This is a genomic window from Myxococcus sp. MH1 (assembly GCF_059738865.1).
Map to the genome: position 1 here is coordinate 2,293,030 of NZ_AP026947.1, position 16,748 is coordinate 2,309,777.

Consider the following 16,748-nt stretch of genomic DNA (forward strand, 5'->3'; position numbering starts at 1 on the left):
AGCAAGGGATGCCGCCCGCTGTCCGTGCCCGGGTGGGCGCGCGGCTGCGGGACGCACGCGAGCCCAGGCCCACCGCGTGGCACAGGCGTCCGGTGTCCTGGGGGCTCGTTGTGTCGACGGTCGCGGTGGCCCTCGTGGTGTTCTTCACGCGGGCTCCTGCGCCGCGCTCCGTGGGCGGGCTCGAGGTCGCGCAGGCGAGCGCCGACCTGTTGGTTCGGGAGGACTCCGAGGGGGTGGTGATTCAAGGGGGCGAGGCCACGCTGCTGGACGCGTCCCGAGGCATCACTGTCCGGAACCAGGGAGCGCTCGTCGTTCGTCGGGAGCCCACAGGTGTTCGGCTGGTCCGGGGGCGCGCGGAGTTCTCGGTGAATCATCGCCCGACAGATGCGCTCCCCGCGGTCGTGCTCGTGTCGGGCGGCGCCATCGAGGTCATGGGCACGCGCTTCACGGTAGAGGAGAAAGGGAGGGAAGGCACCGTCACGCTGCACGAGGGAGCCATTGTCTTTCGCCAGCTCGGTGGCGAAGTGGTGCCCGTGCAGGTGGGGCAGAGGTTGGCGTGGCCCGTGGTCAAATCCGACGAGCCAGTGCTTCTTGTGCCTGTATCCCCCGAGCCAGCGCTTCCCGAGTCGAGACCGCCTCCCGCGCTAGCGACGCCGCCGACGCCGAAGGTCGTTCCCTCTCGCGCTCCCTCGACGTTGGTTCGTGCTCCGAGCGTGGACGAGGTCTTGCGAGAGCTGGAGGTCCTTCGCGGTCGCCACGAGTTCGAGCATGCGGCGCGGTACATCGAGGAGTCGATGCGCCAGCAGCCGGTGGCGACGCGCGAGCGCCTCAGCTTCGAGCTGGGCTCGTTGTTGACGTATCAGCTGAAGGATGCGCAGCGGGCCTGTGCGCACTGGTCCCGGCATGAAGAGCAGTTCCGGCGCGGACGCTACGCGGAGGCCGTCCAACGTGCGCGTGGGACGCTGTCCTGCGAAGGGCGGGAGCGATGAGTCGCCGGAGCCTGCTGTGTCTGGCCATCGCGCTGACCGCCTGCGGGGAGGTCGTCATCGACCATGCGCCGACCTCCAACCTGCTCGACGCCGAGACCGCTTCCCTGGAGACAGGGCTCGGAGTGTGGACCGCGTGGTACGGCGTCACCGCTTCGAGGGCGTCCACCGACGCGAGAGAGGGTGAGGCGGTCCTGCGCGTGGAGGTGACAGAGCCGTATGGCTGGGGTGTTCACCTGGACAACTGGCCGGGGTTCGCCGCGGCGCCGGGGGCACACCGTGTTTCTTTCTGGGCACGAGGGACCACGGCACGCTCGGTCGTCGCGCAGCTGAAGGTCAGCTGGCGTGACTCGGACGGCGAGGAGCTGCAGGCGCAGACGCTCACCAGCCCGGTGCTCTCCGGGCAGTGGGTGCGGACCGCGCTCGAGCTGACGGCTCCGGAGGGAACGGCGCGGGTGTCCGTGGAGGTGACGGGCGACGAAGGGACCGTGGGCGATGTCATCGAGCTGGATGCCCTGGTCGTCCAGGCATCGAGCGCCCCCTGACGTGCCTCAGGCGTCGCGGCCCTCCAGCTCATCGAGGGCGTTCCGTGCGCTGGATGAGACGCTGCCCCACGGCGTGGCGGCATGGTCTCTCAGCGAGACCTCTCGCAGCGGCTCGATGGCCTTTGCATCACCCTGTTGTCCGAGCGAATAGGCCGCCGAGTAGCGCACCTTCGCGGACGCGTCCCGGAGCTGGTCGATGAGGACCTCCACGATGCCCTCATGTCTGAAGTGGGCCAGGGCCTCCGCGGCGTCCGCCCTCATCTCTTCATCTTCGCTCGGGTCCAGCAGGAGCTTCATCACGTGTGGCGCGGCCCGCGGTGGACTGAAGATGCCCAACGCGTGGAGCGCGGCCCGCCGGACGGATGGGGAGGCATCCTGCTCCATCGCCTTGAGCAGGACCTCGATGGAGGCGTCGTGCGCGACGAGCCCCAGTCCCACCGCCGCCTCCTCCCGGAGCTTGTCCGAGGACTCGGACATGAGCGGTTCGAGCAGTGTCTGCGCCCCGTCGAGCTCCAGCCGCGGAATCAACCAACAGATGTCCGCGCGAAGCTCGGGGTCGAGGCTCGGGTCCCCCAGCATCCTGACGAGCTGCTGCTCCGATGTCCCTCCCGCGCTGACGACGGAGGCCACGAGCGCCTCGGTCTGGGCCCGTCCATCGACGAGGGTTCCCTGGACGATGGCGTCCAACTTCTTCGCGAGCTTGCGGTCGGGTTTCATCGCTTCGAACACCTGCAGGCAAGGTGCTTGGGGCGGCAGCCACGCGGCATCATCGCATTGAAGGCATGCTTGGCGGCGAGGCACGCTGCATCCTCGCTGGCGGCGCTTACGGGAGGGCCGTCGACGTAGGTGCCATCGTAGGGACACTTGTTCTCAGGCAATGCGCTGGGGATCTGCAAGACGGCGCTGTGGCCGTAGCAGGTCCATTTCCCTCCCGAGCCCTTGTCCTTCTTCTTCTTGGAGTCCTTGCCTGCCTGTTCCGCCTGGGCGGCCTCCTTGGCCTCCTTCTTCTCGGCCTGGGCGGCGGCCTCCTTGCCGACGGCCTTCTCTGTCTTGGCCGCGCCTTGCGAGGCCTCCACGGCGGCCTTCTCCGCCTGGCTCGCGGCCTTGACCTCCTTCAGCCCCTTGGCGATGCCTTCCTCGCCGAGCCGGAAGGCCGCCTTCTCGGAGACCTTGATGGCCCCCTTGCCCGCGATGGCCCCGAGCTTCACGCCATCTCCCCAGGCGGGCACCATGGCCACCGCCGAGAGCCCCGCGTTGGCCCAGTCGCCCTCCAACGCATAGATGCCAGCGTTCACCCCATCGGGAATGGCTCCCAGGACTGGGATGAACCCCGCGAGGTCCAATGCGCCATGCACGATGTCCATGGCCGACAGCGACTTGTGGCGTGTGCAGCCGGACGAGTCCTCCGAGACTGCTTCGTCGAAGACCATCAGGTCCCCTTCGAGGCAGCAGTGGGGATGGTCGAAGTTGCGCCAGACCGTCAGGTAATACGTTCCGGACGAGAGGTTGCCGAAGGAGAAGGTCCTGGGGCCCCCCGTGGTGGCCTCGCAGGTGCCAATCTCCTGGTCGAACCCCCAGTCCACCGAGCGGGTCAACGTGACGTGGTAATCGAAGTCCCGGCAGTTGGGGACGCCCCGGTCCACGGCCTGAGGGAGCAGCACGACGCGCAGGCCGCCGTTCGTGACCTCGAACTTCCTCGATTCGAGGACCCGGTGACACACCTGCACCGTGCTCTCGAAGCCCTTCTTCATGAGCGTGGTGGAGGCGCCCCCGGCGGAGACCCGAGGCGTGTCCTGGTGGCTGCCGGAGCGCAGTCCCCTCGCGCCGGACTGCTGCACCACATGCGTCAGCTCATGGGCCAGCAGGCGCCGTCCTTCATGGGTTCCTGGCGCGAACTGCCCCCGGCCGAAGACCACGTCGTGGCCGACGGTATAGGCATGGGCATTCAGGCTCCGGGCGGACTGCGCGGCCCGGGTGTCCGTGTGCAGGCGCACGGAGGAGAAGTCGTACCCGAAGCGCGGCTCGAAGAAGGCCCGGGTCTGCGCATCGAGCGGCTGGCCTGACGAGCGCAGCACGTCGCTCACCGTGTCACGTGACCAGCTCGAGGGCCGGGACCCGGCGGCCATTGTCTGGATTGTGTCCTCCTCCTCGCAGGAGGTGCATTTGCGGCTGAGCTGCAGCGGGGAGGTTCCGACAGGGCCGACCTGCTCGGGCATGCACAGCACCTGGTCGGCGACGCGGTCCGCCTCGCGCTCCAGCGGGCCCTGTGCCTCTCCGATGGAGAGCTTCGTTTGGGGCGCGGTGGGTGGGAAGAGCGGGATGTCGCCGATGCTCCACGACCCCAGGGGCGCGCTGGCCACGTGCTCGGCGTCATTCCCCACGAGGCCCTTGCCGACCCTCGCCATGGGCCGGGGGGCACTGGACCGGACCGGGTCCTGGGCCTTCCTGGTGTGCATTCGCATCGCGTGCCTCCCGAGCTCGGGTGCCTCCGATGGAACAACGCCGTCAGGCCGAAAGGTTGAGCGAGATTCGACGAGAGGGCAAGGGACCGGCGGAGGCGCTGGCGCGTCCCGCCGGTCCCACGTGCCGGATTAGAACAGGTCGTGTGCGGGCCAGGCGTTGACGCCGTTCACCACGCTCCACATGAGGCTGTCGAGGTTGATGTCGGGCACGCCCGAGCTGGTGCTGTTGTCGGAGTTGGTCATGACCGACCAGGTGAACTCCTCGGTGCGGCTGGGGCCGTAGCGGTCATCGGTCCGCACCAACAAGGCCTGGGTGCCCGGGACGTAGCCGCCGTGCCACCAGTTGGGGATGCTGTTCACCGACCAGCCCTTGGCGTAGTTGACGGCGTTGCCCGCGGTGTCCGGCGCCGTCGTGCGCGTGGTCATCGTGGTGGTCGAACCCGCGCTCAGCAGGTCCGGCACGGTGGAGAACCCATCCGCGCGCACGGAGACGCGCAGCAGGTCGATGGGCGTGACGACCCAGCCGCCGTGCGCGTCCATGCGGCGCACCGGCATGCCGTACGGGTTGGCCGCCCCCGCGCCGAGCTGGTAGTAGGCGACCTCGTTGGACAGCCGCGCGGCCAGGGTGTCGCCGCCCACCGCGAAGCTGGTGGCGCCGCTGGGCGTGAACACGCGGCTCTGCATGTAGGCGTCGTAGGTCATCCCCGTGACGCGCTCGATGATGCGACCCAGGACGCTGTAGCCGAAGTTCGAATACTGGTACCGCGTCCCCGGCGCGAACTCGAGCGGCACGTTCTGCAGGACCCACTGGATGAGCTGCGCGTGGTTCATGGCCGTGTTCATGAACATCGGGTCGCCCGTGCCGTCGCCGCCGTCGTTGTCCCAGGCGCCCGCGGTGTGCTCCAGCAGGTGCTGGACCGTGATGTTCAGGACGCGGCTGTCGGCGTAGGTGCCCTGCGCGCCGTAGAGCTCACCGAGCAGTGCGCCCCGGCCGAAGACGCGGTCCGTCAGTTGAATCTGGCCGCTCTCGATGAGCCGCATGATGCCGATGGCCGTCATCGGCTTGGAGACGCTGGCGACGCGGAAGCGGTGGGAGCTGTGGACCGGGGTGTTGTTGCTCCGGTCGGCCAGGCCATAGCCCTTGGCGAACACCAGGCGCCCGCGGCGGGTGATGGCCAGCGACAGGCCGACGGTGTTCGTGGCGTTCATCGCCTGCTGGACGGTGGTGTCGATGTGCTGCAGGTCCGCGGCGCTGAACGTCAGGTTCTGCCAGAGCAGCGAGAACTCGGGCGCGCTCCCGTTGTTGTGCGCCGCCACCACGACGGGGCGGTACCCCTGGTTCTTGAGGTCCGTCGCGGCCTGCTGATACGCGGCCGAGGTGAGCCCGTGGCGCGCGGCCATCGGAATCCCCGAGGACGCGTGGAAGATGGCCGCGTACCGGTCCGTGCCGCCCACGTTGTAGCTGCTGACCTTCGCGAGCTGGTAGCCCTGGGACGCATTGGTATTGAAGGTGGACTGGTACTGGGCCGCGGTCATCCCGTGGTGGGCTCGCCAGGCCGGCCCGGCCGACTGCTCCCAGATGGCCGCGTAGCGCTCCGCGCCACCGGACGTGTAGCCACTGACGTGCACGGGACGGTAGCCCTGGCCCGTCCAGGTGTTGAACTCCGTCTGGTACTGGGCCGCGGTCATGTCATGGCGGGCCACCCACGGGGCGCCATTGTCCGCGTGGAAGATGACCGCGAAGTAGGCGACGCCTCCGACGCTGTAGCCGTTGACCATCACCGGGCGGTAGCCCTGCGCGTTCTGGTTGACGACGGCCGTCTGGTACTGCGCGGAGGTCAGCCCGTGTGAGGCCCGCCAGGCGGGCCCGCTCGTGTCCTCGAAGATGGCGGCATAGCGGGCACTGCCCCCGTCCTCGTAACCGCTGACATAGGAGAGGCGATAGCCTTGCCCCGTCCAGGTGTTGAACTCCGTCTGATATTGGGCGGCGGTGAGGTTGTGGCGGGCGACCCAGGGGTCATAGGGACCAACCAGGGCCTGCTGGGACGTGGACTCGGGCGTGGACTCCGGAGCGGCGGGCGCCTCCTGCTCGGGCACCCCGCATCCCACCAGGGACGCCATCAGCACTGACAGGGCTGTCAGCAGCGGCTTCATTCCAAAGGCTTTCATGTGCGTGGACTCCTGCTTGACGGTGTGGCTGCCAGCCAGGAACGAAGCCCGCGCCCGATTCACCTCAGGTGCGGAAGGTCGAAGCCGCCTCCCTCGCGCCGAGTGTTGGGTTTGCAAGCGTTTCGGCAGATGGGCCTACATCCCGTGCCCGCGCCACGAAATCTCGGTGCCTCGGGCACTGCAATTTCGGTGGAACGCTATTATCCATCGCCTCATGGCGGATGAACTGTCGGGCCGAGTCGAGGGCGTGAAGGACGCGCGGGACCTGGTGGAGCTGGCGACCACCGAGGACTCGGTGGAGGAGCTGCTGCGTCGCGGGCTCGACTGGCTGACGCGCGTGGTGCGCTTCGACCTGGCGACCCTGTTCCTCCTGCGGGACGGCAAGCTCGTCTCCGTGGCCGCGCGCGGCCCGCTCGCCAACGCCAAGGTGCGCCACCACGCCCTGCCGCTCTCGGAGTTCCCCTCCCTGCGCCAGGCCCTGGAGACCCGCCGCGCCCGCGCCTTCACCGAGGAGGACCACTCCCACGGCGACGGCGACCCGTTCGACGGCGTCCTCGACCTGCCCCCGGGCCACGCCTGCATGGTCGTCCCCCTCTGTGCGGGCGAGCGCTCCTACGGCGTCCTCACGCTCGACCGCGCCGAGTGCGAGACCTACCCGCAGCCCGTGGTGGACCTGGTCGAGGTCTACGGTCAGATGCTCGCCACCGCCCTCCAGGCCGCCGAGCAGCGCGCCACCTTCGAGCGCCTCCACCGCCAGGACCACGAGCACGCCAAGCTCCTGGAGGCCCAGCTCGGCGGCGAGTCCGAGGGCATCCTGGAGACCTCCCTCAGCACCGTGATGCGCGACCTCGCCCGGCGTGCCCGGCAGGTGGCCGAGACGGACACCCCCGTCCTCATCACCGGCGAGACGGGCACCGGCAAGGAGCGCCTCGCGCGCGCCATCCACCGCTGGAGCTCCCGCGCGGACGAGCCCTTCGTCACCCTCAACTGCGCCGCCATCCCCGCGGGCCTGCTCGAGAGCGAGCTCTTCGGCCACGTGAAGGGCGCCTTCACCGGCGCCACCAAGGACCGCGCGGGCCGCTTCCAGATGGCCCACGGCGGCACGCTCCTGCTCGACGAGGTGGGCGAGCTGCCCGTCGAGCTCCAGGCCAAGCTCCTGCGCGCCCTCCAGGAGAAGGCCTTCGAGCCGGTGGGCAGCGACAAGACCGTGCGCGCGGACGTGCGCATCCTCGCCGCCACCCACGTGGACCTGCAGCGCGCCATCGCCGAGAAGCGCTTCCGCGAGGACCTCTACTACCGCCTGAGCGTCTTTCCCCTGCGCCTGCCGCCCTTGCGTGAGCGGCGCGAGGACCTGCCGCAGCTGTGCGCGTTCCTCCTCGAGGAGCAGGCCCGGCGCACCGGACGTCGCGGCATGCGCGTGTCCCCCGCAGGGCTCGCCCGGCTCGCGTCCTACGAGTGGCCCGGCAACCTGCGCGAGCTGGCCAACGCCCTGGAGCGCGCCACCATCCTCGCGACCGGCACGGAGCTGGGGCCCTCGTCCTTCGACATCACCTCGCACGCGGGCGCCACCAGCAGCGCGCCGCAGCTCGAGGCCTCCGCGGTCCCCGGTGGGGTGGACGCGACGATGAAGCCCGGCTCCGTGCTGACGCTGGCGGCGGTCCAGCGCGAGCACATCCTGCACGTGCTCTCCCTCACCCGGGGCCGCGTCTATGGTGCCGGTGGCGCCGCGGCGCTGCTCGGCCTCAAGCCCTCCACGCTCCAGAGCCGGATGAAGAAGCTCGGCATCGCCCGGCAGGAGCAGTTCGTGGTGGACGAGGTCTGACGGCTCAGTTCGCGCGCGGCTGCGTGGCCGGCAGCGGGTACGTGGTGCCCGTCTTGCCGAACGGCGCGTCGAACAGGTGCGGGTCCGACTGGCGCGTGCGGAACAGGTCGATGATGTAGTCCATCCGCTGGTCCAGCTTGCTCCAGTCCTTGGCCGCGGTGCCCTTGAGGCTGTCGGGGCTGGAGTCCAGCTTGCCCAGCAGCGCGCGCAGCTCCGGGTTCTCGATGGAGCGCAGGTGCGGCGGGAAGAGCGTCGACTCCATGCCCGCGGGCGGCGGCAGATCGTTGCCCAGCTTCAGCGCGCCACCCGGCACCGCCAGCTTCATCATGTGCTCGGTGGCGAGCCGACGGAACACGGTCGCCGTCGCGTCCACCACGGGGCCGAGCGCCGCGTCCACCAGGCCCGTCTTCAGCGCGGCCTGGCCCGCGAGCCTCGCCGGGAAGGGCAGCCCGTTGATGCCCGACTCGATGCTCTGCTTGAGCACGTTGCGGAAGGTGTCGTGCACCGGCGAGTTGAGCGCCTTCTCCACGAAGCCCTGCAGCTGCGTCTGCTCGTGCAGGCCAATCTTGTCGTTGGCCAGCAGCATCAGCTCCGCCTTCTTGTTCGGGTCCTTCTCGAACATGGCCTTCGTGTAGTGCGCGAAGGCCTCCTTCAGCACCGGCTTGTCCTTCGCGAAGCCGTCCAGGTACTTCTGCGCCTTCGCCGCGTCGTACGACGTGTCGCCCTGGAAGGTCTCGATGAAGCGGGCGAACTCCTGGCCCACCTCGTTGAAGACGAACTGGTTGCCCTCGGCGATGGAGCCGCTGACGTTGTCGAGCGCCTCCTTGCCCGCGGCGGCGATGTCACCCAGCGGCAGCGCGGGCAGGCCCACCTTGCGCAGCACGTCGTCCACCTTCTTCAGCGGACCGGCCAAGTCCCCGGCCTTCTGCAGCGCGTCCGTGAGGAACCTGGGCATGTCCTCGTTGCGGATGCTCACGCCCGCCTGCTTCGAGGCCCAGGTCGCGAAGGTGGACCAGTTGGCGTTCTCCTTGCCCAGCATCTGCCCCAGCGCGTTGGACAGGTCCGAGTAGCCCTGGGTGATGGCGTAGTTGCGCGCCACCGGGTCCTGGATGGAGGAGATGGCCTTCACGTCCGCCACGCTGGGGTAGCTGCCCGGGGCCACCTGCGTGCCCTGGGGCGCGACGGGCGGGGTCAGCGCCACCACCGGCTTCTGGGGCGTGCCCACGTCGAAGCGGGACACGTCGCGGGAGTCACCGCGCGCCACCGGAGCCTGCGGCTTCACCTCGTTGCGAGGCGGGGGCGCTGCGGGGGTCTCGAGCGGACGGGGCTGGACGCGGGGGCCGGAGATGGGGGTCTTCATGATGTGGAGGAAGTATCGCTCCGAGGAGGGCGGAAGTTGCGCGGCTGTCAGGGCTGGCCCGGCCCCTGCGGAAGTCCTTGAAAGGACAGGGAATGTTGTGCATGTGAGCGGTTCGTCCCATGCCGCGCCACCGCCTCTGTTCCCTCTGGGCCCCCCTTCGTGGGCGCGTCCTGTCCTGCCTCGCCTGGGGATTGCTGGTGCTCGTGGGGCTCGGCTGTGGCCGCCAGGACGCTCCCGCCGACCGGAGCAACTGGACGGGGAAGACGCTGCGCATCGGCACGGACGCGACCTACCCGCCGTTCGAGTCCGTGAAGGACGGCGAGCTGGTGGGCTTCGACGTCGAGCTGGGCGCGCTCGTCGCCGAGGAGCTCGGCGCGAAGGTGGCGTGGACGAACACGTCCTTCGACGGGGTGTTCCCCGCGCTGATGGCCGGCAAGTTCGACCTGGTGATTTCGGCGGTGACCATCACGCCCGAGCGCCAGCAGCGGCTGGGCTTCTCCACGCCGTACTACACGGCGGGCCAGCTGGTGGTGGTGCGCCAGGGCGACACGTCCGTCACCGGCATCGAGACGCTGCGAGGCAAGACGGCGGGCATCCAAATCAACACGAGCGCCGCGCTGGTGCTGGAGAAGTACCCGGACATCCAGGTGCGGCAGTATCCGAGCATCGACCTGGCGCTCCAGGACCTGCGCAACGGCAACCTCGCGGGCGTGGTGGGGGACGGGCCGACGCTGCGCTACTTCCTCGCCCACGGCTTCGAGGGCCTCCGCGCCGCGGGCGGGCTGCTCACCGAGGAGCACTACGGCATCGCGCTGCGACCGGATGACACCGCGCTGCGCGAGGCGGTGGACGGCGCGCTCCAGCGACTGCGCGACAACGGGAGGTTCGCCGCGCTGGAGGAGCGCTACTTCGGCGAGGCGGCGCAGAAGGCCCAGGCCGCGCGAGCGGAGGTGCCCTGGGGCAAGGTGGCGTGGCGGCTGGCGCGGGGGCTGGGGCTGACGCTGGGGCTCACGCTGCTGGCGCTCGTGTCCGGGCTGCCCCTGGGGCTGGCGGTGGCGCTGGGGCGGCGTGTGCGCTTCAAGCCGCTGTCGTGGCTGTGCGCGGCCTACGTCGAGGGGCTTCGTGGAACGCCGCTGCTGGTGCAAATCATCTTCATCTACTACGCGCTGCCGCAGCTGCTCGGCGTGGACCTGGCGCCGATGCTGGCGGCGGTGTTGGCGCTGACGCTCAACAGCGCGGCCTATGTCGCCGAAATCTTCCGGGCGGGCATCGCCTCGGTGGACCCGGGGCAGGAGGAGGCGGCGCGGGCGCTGGGCCTGAGCCGCGCGCAGGTCATGCGCCACGTCATCCTGCCGCAGGCGGTGCGCAACGTGCTGCCGCCGCTGACCAACGAGGGCATCGCCCTGCTCAAGGACTCCTCGCTGGTGTCCATCATCGGCATGGCGGAGCTGACGCGGGCGGGGCAGGAGCTGGCGAGCCAGCTGGCCGCACCGCTCGCCGTCTGGCCGCTGGTGGCGCTTTTCTATCTCATGGCCACGCTGCCGCTGACGCGGCTGGCCTCGGCGCTGGAGAAGCGCCTCCACCGTCAGGCGTGAGGAAGGCCATGGCGCTCGTCGAGGTTCGCAATCTGCACAAGCGCTTCGGCGCGCTGGAGGTCCTCAAGGGCGTGGACCTCACGGTGCAACCCGGAGAGGTGGTCGTCTTCGTCGGCCCCTCCGGCTGTGGCAAGTCCACGCTCCTGCGCTGCCTGTGTGGACTGGAGGTGCCGTCGGAGGGGGAGGTGGTGGTGGGCGGAACGCCCGTGCGCGATGACCCGCGCTCGCTCCAGGCGCTGCACCGCCGGGTGGGCATGGTGTTCCAGCGCTTCCACCTGTTTCCCCACCTGAGCGCGCTGGACAACGTGACGCTCGCGCCGCGCAGGGTGCTGGGGCTGTCGGACGCGGACGCCGAGGCGCTCGGCCGCCGCATGCTGGGGATGGTGCACCTGGACGCGCGCGCGGAGGCCTATCCGGCGCAGCTCTCCGGTGGACAGCAGCAGCGGGTGGCAATTGCGCGGGCGCTGGCGATGAAGCCGGAGCTGATGCTCTTCGACGAGCCGACGAGCGCGCTGGACCCGGAGCTGGTGGGCGAGGTGCTGGAGGTCATGCGCACGCTCGCGCGCGAGGGCATGACGATGTGCGTGGTGACGCACGAGATGGGCTTCGCGGCGGACGTCGCCCACCGCGTGCTGTTCATGGACGCGGGCAAGGTGGTGGAGGAGGGCAGCCCCCAGCAGGTGCTGCGCGAGCCCCAGCACCCGCGCACCCGCGAGTTCCTCGCGCGCCTGCTTCAGCGGTGAGTCTGGCGGGAGCGCCACCGCCACCCGACGAGGCCCAGCAGGAGCACCCCGGCGAGCGCAGCGACTCCCAGCAGGAGGAGGGAGGGCAGGGGGCCCTCGCGCGGCGGCGTCACCGTGAGCGACGCGTCCCCCAGCACCACGAGCCCCGCCCAGGCCGCGGCGGGCAGGCCGTCGTCGATGGCGTCGAGCTGCGCGCGCCTCAGGGCCGCGGAGCTGCTCAGGCCCTGGGCCAGGTATTGGTAGAAGCGCGCCACCAGGTCCGCGGCCTCGTCGTCTCGCAGGGGCCACAGGCTGGCCACCACCGCGCGCGAGCCCGCCTCGAAGAAGGCGCGTGACAGGCTGAGCACGCCTTCGCCCGGCAGCACCGCGCCAGAGGCGCTGCGACATGCCGACAGCACCACCAGCGCGCCCTGGAGGCCCAGCTCCGCGATTTCGCGCGGCTGGAGGATTCCGTCCTCCTGCTCGCTGCCCGGGGCGAGCACCAGCGCCGAGCGCTCGGGGGCCTCGGCGTCGACGACGGCGTGCGCCGCCACGTGTAGCACCCTCACCCGTTCCAGGTGCGCGCGCTTGAGCGCGCGCTCGGAGGCCGCGGTGCCCGTGCGCAGGTCCGGGGTCACCTGCGTGCCTTGCAGGGCCTCCACCACCGCGCGGCCCTCGCGCCGGGCCTCGGGCAGCGCTCCGACGCGCGCGGCCTCGGCGAACACCGTCATGCGCTCCCTGGCGACCACGCGCGCGTCCGACACGCGCACGCTGCGGTCCGGGTCCGCGAGCACCAGGGCTTCGCCTCCCGGGGGGCGCACGGCGGCCTGGCGCCAGTGACGCCACAGGCTCGCGGAGGGCACCAGGGACAGCTCGTAGCGCGAGACGAGCGGTGGCCCGTCCGCGCCTTGTCTCAGCGTGGCGAAGGGCAGGTCATGCAGCGGACCGTCCGGCACCACCATCAGGCGACGCACCCCGGCGGGCAGCTGCGCGAGCGCGGGGCCGAGCAGCTGGGTGTACAGGGCCGCCGCCGCGCCCGCCTCGGAGCCGTCGCGCCGCTCCAGCAGTCCCGAGAACAGCGCGATGGCCGGCGTCAGGAGCGCCCGCTCCGGGATGCGGTGCGCGCGCGTCCCGCTCCTCGTCACCGCCAGCACCCACGCGCCGCCCGCGAAGCCGCCGCGCGTGTCCGTGTCGTCGCCCACCAGGAACGCCAGCAGGGCCTCGTCCTCGCCGAGCCCCTGCTCGATGCTCTCCAGTGAAGCGAACTCCCGGGCGCCCTGTCGCGGCGCGGGACGCAAATCCCGCTCGATGCGCTCCAGCTCCTGGAGCTCGCGCAGCGCCGCCTCCCGCTGCTCCGCGGTGCGCGTCGGCTCCAGCAGCTTGCGCTGCACCGCCGTCAGCCGCCCGCGCACCTCGTCGCGCTGGGCCTTGTGCTTCGGGGTCTCCTCCAGGGCCGCGAGCGCGTGTGAGGCCACGAGCGCGTCCAGCAGGCTGCGGGCCCGCATGCGCTCGCTCAGGGCGAAGGCCCGGCTCAGGGCCTCGCGCGGGTTGATCAGCACGCTCTTCCCCGTGGCGCCGCCCGCCTCCAGCGTCCACCCCGCGAGCCGGTGGTAGTCGCTCGCCCAGCTGGCGAACAGCTCCGCCTGGATGAGGGCGTCGCTCTGCGAGGCCCGCAGGGACTCCACCGCGTCGAGGGCGCGCTCGGCGTGCTCCAGCGCCATGGGGAGCGCCTGCGTCAGGTACGCCACCTGCGCGCGCCCCCGCAGGGCCAGGGCGAGAATCAGCGGGTCCGGGACACCGAGCGCCAGCTGGATGGACTCCTCCGAGTCCTGGATGGCGCCGACCGGGTCGTCGTGGGCCCTGCGCTCCGCGCGAGTCCACAGGCACGAAATCTTCCGCTCGTCCGAGGCCAGCTCCTCCGCGATGCGCATGCACTGCCGCAGCAGCGCCTCCGCCTCGCGCTGCTCCTCCGGGCTGTCGCCGAGCAGGTCGGCGATGAGCCGCAGCGCCTTCGCCTCCAGCTGCTGGACACCCGCGTTGCGCGCGGCGACCAGCGCCTCCCGGGCCATGCGCAGCGCCTGGGCGCGCGTCTCGGGCGCCCTGTCGCGCAGGTGCCGGCGCGTCATGAGGTTGGCGAGGGAGTGCCGCGCGCGCGCCTCCGAGAAGAGGTCGCGTGAGCCGCGCGCCACCTCCGCCAGCCGCACCGAGGCCTCGGTGGCCTCCTCCAGCCACCCCAGCCGCTCGCTGATGGAGTGGAGCAGCGTCAGGTACTGCTTCTGCAAGCCTGGAGCGCCGTCGGGGAAGGTGAGCGGCTCGGCGCGCTTGAGCACGCGGACGGCGCGGCCCAGGTCATGCTCCACGTCGTGCAGGTGGCTGGCCTCGACGATGAGTGCGCGGGCGAGCAGGTCGGGCTTGCCCGAGGCGCGCGCCACCTCTCCCACGCGGTGCGTCCAGGACAGGGCCTCCTCCGTGCGCCGCTGCTTGAGCAGGATGGAGCGCAGGTTGATGGACGCCAGCACCTCGCCCTCCGCGTCCTGTCGCTCGTGGAAGAGGTCCGCCGCGCGCAGATAGGCCGCCTCGGCGGCCTTGCGGTCCGACAGGAACTCCACGTGGCCGAGCACCAGGGCGAGCCACCCGTTCGACGGGTGCTTCTCCCCCAGCGAGATCAACGCCCGTCGGACGGTGTCCCGCGCCTGGGGGACCTGCGCGCATTCGTAGAAGCACATCACCGCCGCCTGCTCATCGGGACGGGCCGCGAAGCGCTCCTGGCAGTCGACGAGGGTGGGCGCGGGGGCCCGCCCATCCTCCGCGGCGGACACGACGGCCGGGCACACGACGAGCAGCATCCCCACCACGAGGGTGCGGAGGTGCTCGGTGCCGCGCCGGAGCCGTCGCGTCGGACTCATCTCATCCCTACGGGGCCGCGCGGACCTGGGTGGGGGGCGGGTCATCGGGAACGCAGACGCGAACCGTGGTGGGGCCGTCGGGGCGGTCCGGCTCCGGCATGATGGGGACCAGCTCCCAGTGGCAGGTCTGCGGGTAGCTCCACCCCGTCGGGGAGCGTGGGTTCCAGCGCTCCACGGTGAGGACGGGCACGGAGAGCTGCGGCCCGGTGGTGGGCGCGAAGGCGCGTCCATACACGGGGCCACTCACCGAGGGCCGATAGAACAGCCGCATCGGCGCGTCCGGCCCCACCGTCCCCTGCGTCTGCGCGAGCACCGCGCCCGTGCTCGCATCGACGACCTGGAGCACCACGGACTGGGTCGCCCCGGTGCGCACCGCGTTCTCCACCACGGAGAACACCACCGTGTCGCCGCTCTCGCCGGCGATGGAGGGGGTCCTCCCGCTCGTGTACGTCGTCGCCTGTCCCCAGGCCTGCGCGGAGAGGCCCAGCGCCAGCGTCAGCAGTCCCCCGCGAATCCATCCTCGCATCGTCATCGCATGCTTCGTCTTCATGAGGCGTCCCCCTTCGTGATTCCCCACCATGATTTCACTCCACGCGGTTGACGAAGGTGGCGCTCCTGAGCACCTGACCCTCCGGCAGCCGCGCCTCCACCTGCCACAGCAGCTTCGTGCCCGACTTCAGCGGCGCGAGCACCGACTCCGGCACGCGGTACTCGCTCTGCTCCAGCGAGTCCGCGCGGTGCACCCAGCCCAGGTCCTCGGTGGACAGCCGCACCGACCAGCGCGTCCCCTCGACCCCACCGCTCCAACGCAGGACACAGTCATTCCTTCGCAGCGGCGCGTCCTCGGGCACGCGCGAGACCAGCCCCGCGGTGTCCCTGCCCCGCAGGTTCGGCGCGTCGGCGTCCTCCGGGAGCCTGACGGCCACCACCACCAGCACCAGCGCCGCGGTGGCCACCGCGCCCCACATGGGCCGGCTCCACGCGAAGCGGAACCGCCGCTCGTCGCGCGCCCTGCCACGGCTCCTCCGGGCCCGAAAGCCCTGGCCGTCGTCGCGCTCGTCGGAGGTGGACCGGCGGGAGGCGCGGTTCAGCTCGTGTGCCAGCCGCCACGCCGCGGCCCAGGCGGGGTCGGCCGCCACGCGCTCCACCACGGCCCGGCGCTCCTCGGCCGGCAGCTCTCCACTCACCGCGCGCCAGATGAGGTCCGGGTCCACCGGCGAGCTTGCGTCCTCGGAGGCGTCCTCGCCGCGCACCACGGCGCGCAGGCGCTCGACGGTGGCCTCCTCGGGAACCACGGTGTCGTCGCGTCGGTGCTCGCTCACGGCTCGAATCCCTTCGCGGAGAGGCAGGCGCGCAGGCCGCCCAGTCCGCGGTAGACGAGGTTCTCGGTACGCTTCCCATCCCAACCCAACAGCTCCGCGGCCTCCGGGACGGTGTGGCCCTGCAGGTACAGCGTCACCGCCAGCCGTCGGTCCTGGACCAGTCGCTTGAGGCAGTCGCGCACCGCGCGGGCAATCTGCGAGGAGCCCGCGGAGCGCTCCGGGTCACCCGAGGCCACCGGCGACTCGGGCAGCGACTCCACCTCCTCCAGCGCCACCTCCTTGCGCCGCTGCACCCCGCGCAGCTCGTCCACCAGCGCGGTGTACGCGACGCGGTACAGGTACGCGGGGGCCAGCCTGGAGCGCTCGGGCTCGCGCCGCTGCAGCTCCATGACGCGCATCATCGCCGTCTGCACCAGGTCGTCGCGCCGCTCGGCCAGGCGGGGAGGGCAGACCCGCGCGACGGCGTGGGTCAAATCCCTTCGGAGCTTCTCCAGCTCGTCATCGAGCAGGGCGCCCGCGGCCTGGGTCGGTCTCGGTCGTGGCTCCACGTGGACCATCCTCCGGGGAAAGCTCATGGTCATCGAAAGGCTCCTCCCGCGGCAAGCGTGACGGAGACTCGCGCACGGCGGTGCTCGCGGCGCCGCGCCACGGGGTGCCGGCGGCAGCGCGTGCGGGCGTCACCGCGGGGATGGGGGCTGTCCGAGCGGCGGAGGCGAAGGGCGACGTCCTGATGCGATGACACGGGGAGCCTCTCGGAAGGGGCACCCGGTCGTCGTCATGACGGGCCGGGATGCGCACCTGTCCCCTGAACGAAACCCCCGCTTTTTTCCCCTCACCCGGGTGCTCGCTTTTCTGAACG

At 71.1% G+C, this 16,748-nt stretch carries 13 protein-coding genes; 5 read left to right on the forward strand and 8 right to left on the reverse strand.

Translation table 11 applies throughout. From position 1 onward, the window contains the following. The first annotated feature begins 8 nt into the window (after positions 1-8). Together AC6JA9_RS09525 and AC6JA9_RS09530 are read left to right on the forward strand one after the other, a co-directional pair. On the forward strand, positions 9-989 hold the full coding sequence (locus AC6JA9_RS09525; RefSeq protein ID WP_473566565.1) for a FecR domain-containing protein: 981 nt from the start codon (positions 9-11) through the stop codon (positions 987-989). Beyond that, positions 986-1,531, forward strand: a complete 546-nt coding sequence (locus tag AC6JA9_RS09530; RefSeq protein WP_223747872.1) for a hypothetical protein — start codon at positions 986-988, stop codon at positions 1,529-1,531. The genes AC6JA9_RS09525 and AC6JA9_RS09530 overlap by 4 nt, the downstream gene beginning before the upstream one ends. Positions 1,532-1,537: 6 nt before the next feature. On the opposite strand, the gene AC6JA9_RS09535 is transcribed toward AC6JA9_RS09530, so the two are convergent. The 3 genes from AC6JA9_RS09535 to AC6JA9_RS09545 form a co-directional block, all read right to left on the reverse strand. Next, positions 1,538-2,248: a HEAT repeat domain-containing protein gene (locus AC6JA9_RS09535; RefSeq protein WP_223747873.1), complete on the reverse strand. Its 711-nt coding sequence runs from the start codon at positions 2,246-2,248 to the stop codon at positions 1,538-1,540. Further along, positions 2,245-3,993, reverse strand: coding sequence for an eCIS core domain-containing protein (locus AC6JA9_RS09540; RefSeq protein WP_473566566.1), 1,749 nt, complete (start codon positions 3,991-3,993; stop codon positions 2,245-2,247). Before AC6JA9_RS09540 ends, AC6JA9_RS09535 begins: the two co-directional genes overlap by 4 nt. A gap of 129 nt (positions 3,994-4,122) precedes the next feature. Beyond that, complete coding sequence (locus tag AC6JA9_RS09545) at positions 4,123-6,162, reverse strand: serine hydrolase (protein WP_223784521.1); 2,040 nt, start codon at positions 6,160-6,162, stop codon at positions 4,123-4,125. Positions 6,163-6,376: 214 nt separating this feature from the next. Between AC6JA9_RS09545 and AC6JA9_RS09550 the strand changes: the two genes are divergently transcribed. After that, positions 6,377-7,984 (forward strand): sigma 54-interacting transcriptional regulator, encoded by a 1,608-nt coding sequence (locus tag AC6JA9_RS09550; protein ID WP_223747876.1) that lies wholly within the window; start codon positions 6,377-6,379, stop codon positions 7,982-7,984. Positions 7,985-7,988: 4 nt separating this feature from the next. Here AC6JA9_RS09550 and AC6JA9_RS09555 read toward each other — a convergent pair whose 3' ends face one another. Continuing rightward, entirely contained in the window at positions 7,989-9,344 is a 1,356-nt protein-coding gene (locus AC6JA9_RS09555) for a hypothetical protein (protein ID WP_408891458.1), read from the reverse strand. A gap of 119 nt (positions 9,345-9,463) precedes the next feature. Between AC6JA9_RS09555 and AC6JA9_RS09560 the strand changes: the two genes are divergently transcribed. Together AC6JA9_RS09560 and AC6JA9_RS09565 are read left to right on the forward strand one after the other, a co-directional pair. Continuing rightward, positions 9,464-10,939 (forward strand): ABC transporter permease subunit, encoded by a 1,476-nt coding sequence (locus tag AC6JA9_RS09560; protein ID WP_497959536.1) that lies wholly within the window; start codon positions 9,464-9,466, stop codon positions 10,937-10,939. Between the two features lie 8 nt (positions 10,940-10,947). Next, positions 10,948-11,682 carry an amino acid ABC transporter ATP-binding protein gene (locus AC6JA9_RS09565; protein ID WP_223747879.1) on the forward strand — a complete coding sequence of 245 codons (735 nt, stop codon included), beginning with the start codon at positions 10,948-10,950 and terminating at the stop codon, positions 11,680-11,682. Here AC6JA9_RS09565 and AC6JA9_RS09570 read toward each other — a convergent pair. The 4 genes from AC6JA9_RS09570 to AC6JA9_RS09585 are packed head-to-tail and all read right to left on the reverse strand — an operon-like array spanning position 11,673 to position 16,446. Next, a complete protein-coding gene (locus tag AC6JA9_RS09570) occupies positions 11,673-14,567 on the reverse strand; it encodes a CHAT domain-containing protein (protein ID WP_497959537.1) in 2,895 nt (964 codons plus the stop codon). The two genes, AC6JA9_RS09565 and AC6JA9_RS09570, sit on opposite strands and share 10 nt — an antisense overlap. 7 nt (positions 14,568-14,574) lie before the next feature. Continuing rightward, positions 14,575-15,117: a hypothetical protein gene (locus tag AC6JA9_RS09575; protein ID WP_497959538.1), complete on the reverse strand. Its 543-nt coding sequence runs from the start codon at positions 15,115-15,117 to the stop codon at positions 14,575-14,577. Between the two features lie 34 nt (positions 15,118-15,151). Next, positions 15,152-15,889, reverse strand: a complete 738-nt coding sequence (locus AC6JA9_RS09580; RefSeq protein ID WP_248545770.1) for a hypothetical protein — start codon at positions 15,887-15,889, stop codon at positions 15,152-15,154. Beyond that, positions 15,886-16,446 (reverse strand): RNA polymerase sigma factor, encoded by a 561-nt coding sequence (locus tag AC6JA9_RS09585; RefSeq protein ID WP_473566652.1) that lies wholly within the window; start codon positions 16,444-16,446, stop codon positions 15,886-15,888. Before AC6JA9_RS09585 ends, AC6JA9_RS09580 begins: the two co-directional genes overlap by 4 nt. Positions 16,447-16,748: the final 302 nt, after the last annotated feature.

Excerpts from the sequence above, each read along its gene's own strand:
- AC6JA9_RS09525 (WP_473566565.1), top strand. The coding sequence starts at position 9 with ATGCCGCCCGCTGTCCGTGCCCGGGTGGGCGCGCGGCTGCGGGACGCA.
- AC6JA9_RS09530 (WP_223747872.1), top strand. The coding sequence starts at position 986 with ATGAGTCGCCGGAGCCTGCTGTGTCTGGCCATCGCGCTGACCGCCTGC.
- AC6JA9_RS09535 (WP_223747873.1), bottom strand. The coding sequence starts at position 2,248 with ATGAAACCCGACCGCAAGCTCGCGAAGAAGTTGGACGCCATCGTCCAG.
- AC6JA9_RS09540 (WP_473566566.1), bottom strand. The coding sequence starts at position 3,993 with ATGCGAATGCACACCAGGAAGGCCCAGGACCCGGTCCGGTCCAGTGCC.
- AC6JA9_RS09545 (WP_223784521.1), bottom strand. The coding sequence starts at position 6,162 with ATGAAAGCCTTTGGAATGAAGCCGCTGCTGACAGCCCTGTCAGTGCTG.
- AC6JA9_RS09550 (WP_223747876.1), top strand. The coding sequence starts at position 6,377 with ATGGCGGATGAACTGTCGGGCCGAGTCGAGGGCGTGAAGGACGCGCGG.
- AC6JA9_RS09555 (WP_408891458.1), bottom strand. The coding sequence starts at position 9,344 with ATGAAGACCCCCATCTCCGGCCCCCGCGTCCAGCCCCGTCCGCTCGAG.
- AC6JA9_RS09560 (WP_497959536.1), top strand. The coding sequence starts at position 9,464 with ATGCCGCGCCACCGCCTCTGTTCCCTCTGGGCCCCCCTTCGTGGGCGC.
- AC6JA9_RS09565 (WP_223747879.1), top strand. The coding sequence starts at position 10,948 with ATGGCGCTCGTCGAGGTTCGCAATCTGCACAAGCGCTTCGGCGCGCTG.
- AC6JA9_RS09570 (WP_497959537.1), bottom strand. The coding sequence starts at position 14,567 with ATGAGTCCGACGCGACGGCTCCGGCGCGGCACCGAGCACCTCCGCACC.
- AC6JA9_RS09575 (WP_497959538.1), bottom strand. The coding sequence starts at position 15,117 with ATGAAGACGAAGCATGCGATGACGATGCGAGGATGGATTCGCGGGGGA.
- AC6JA9_RS09585 (WP_473566652.1), bottom strand. The coding sequence starts at position 16,446 with ATGGTCCACGTGGAGCCACGACCGAGACCGACCCAGGCCGCGGGCGCC.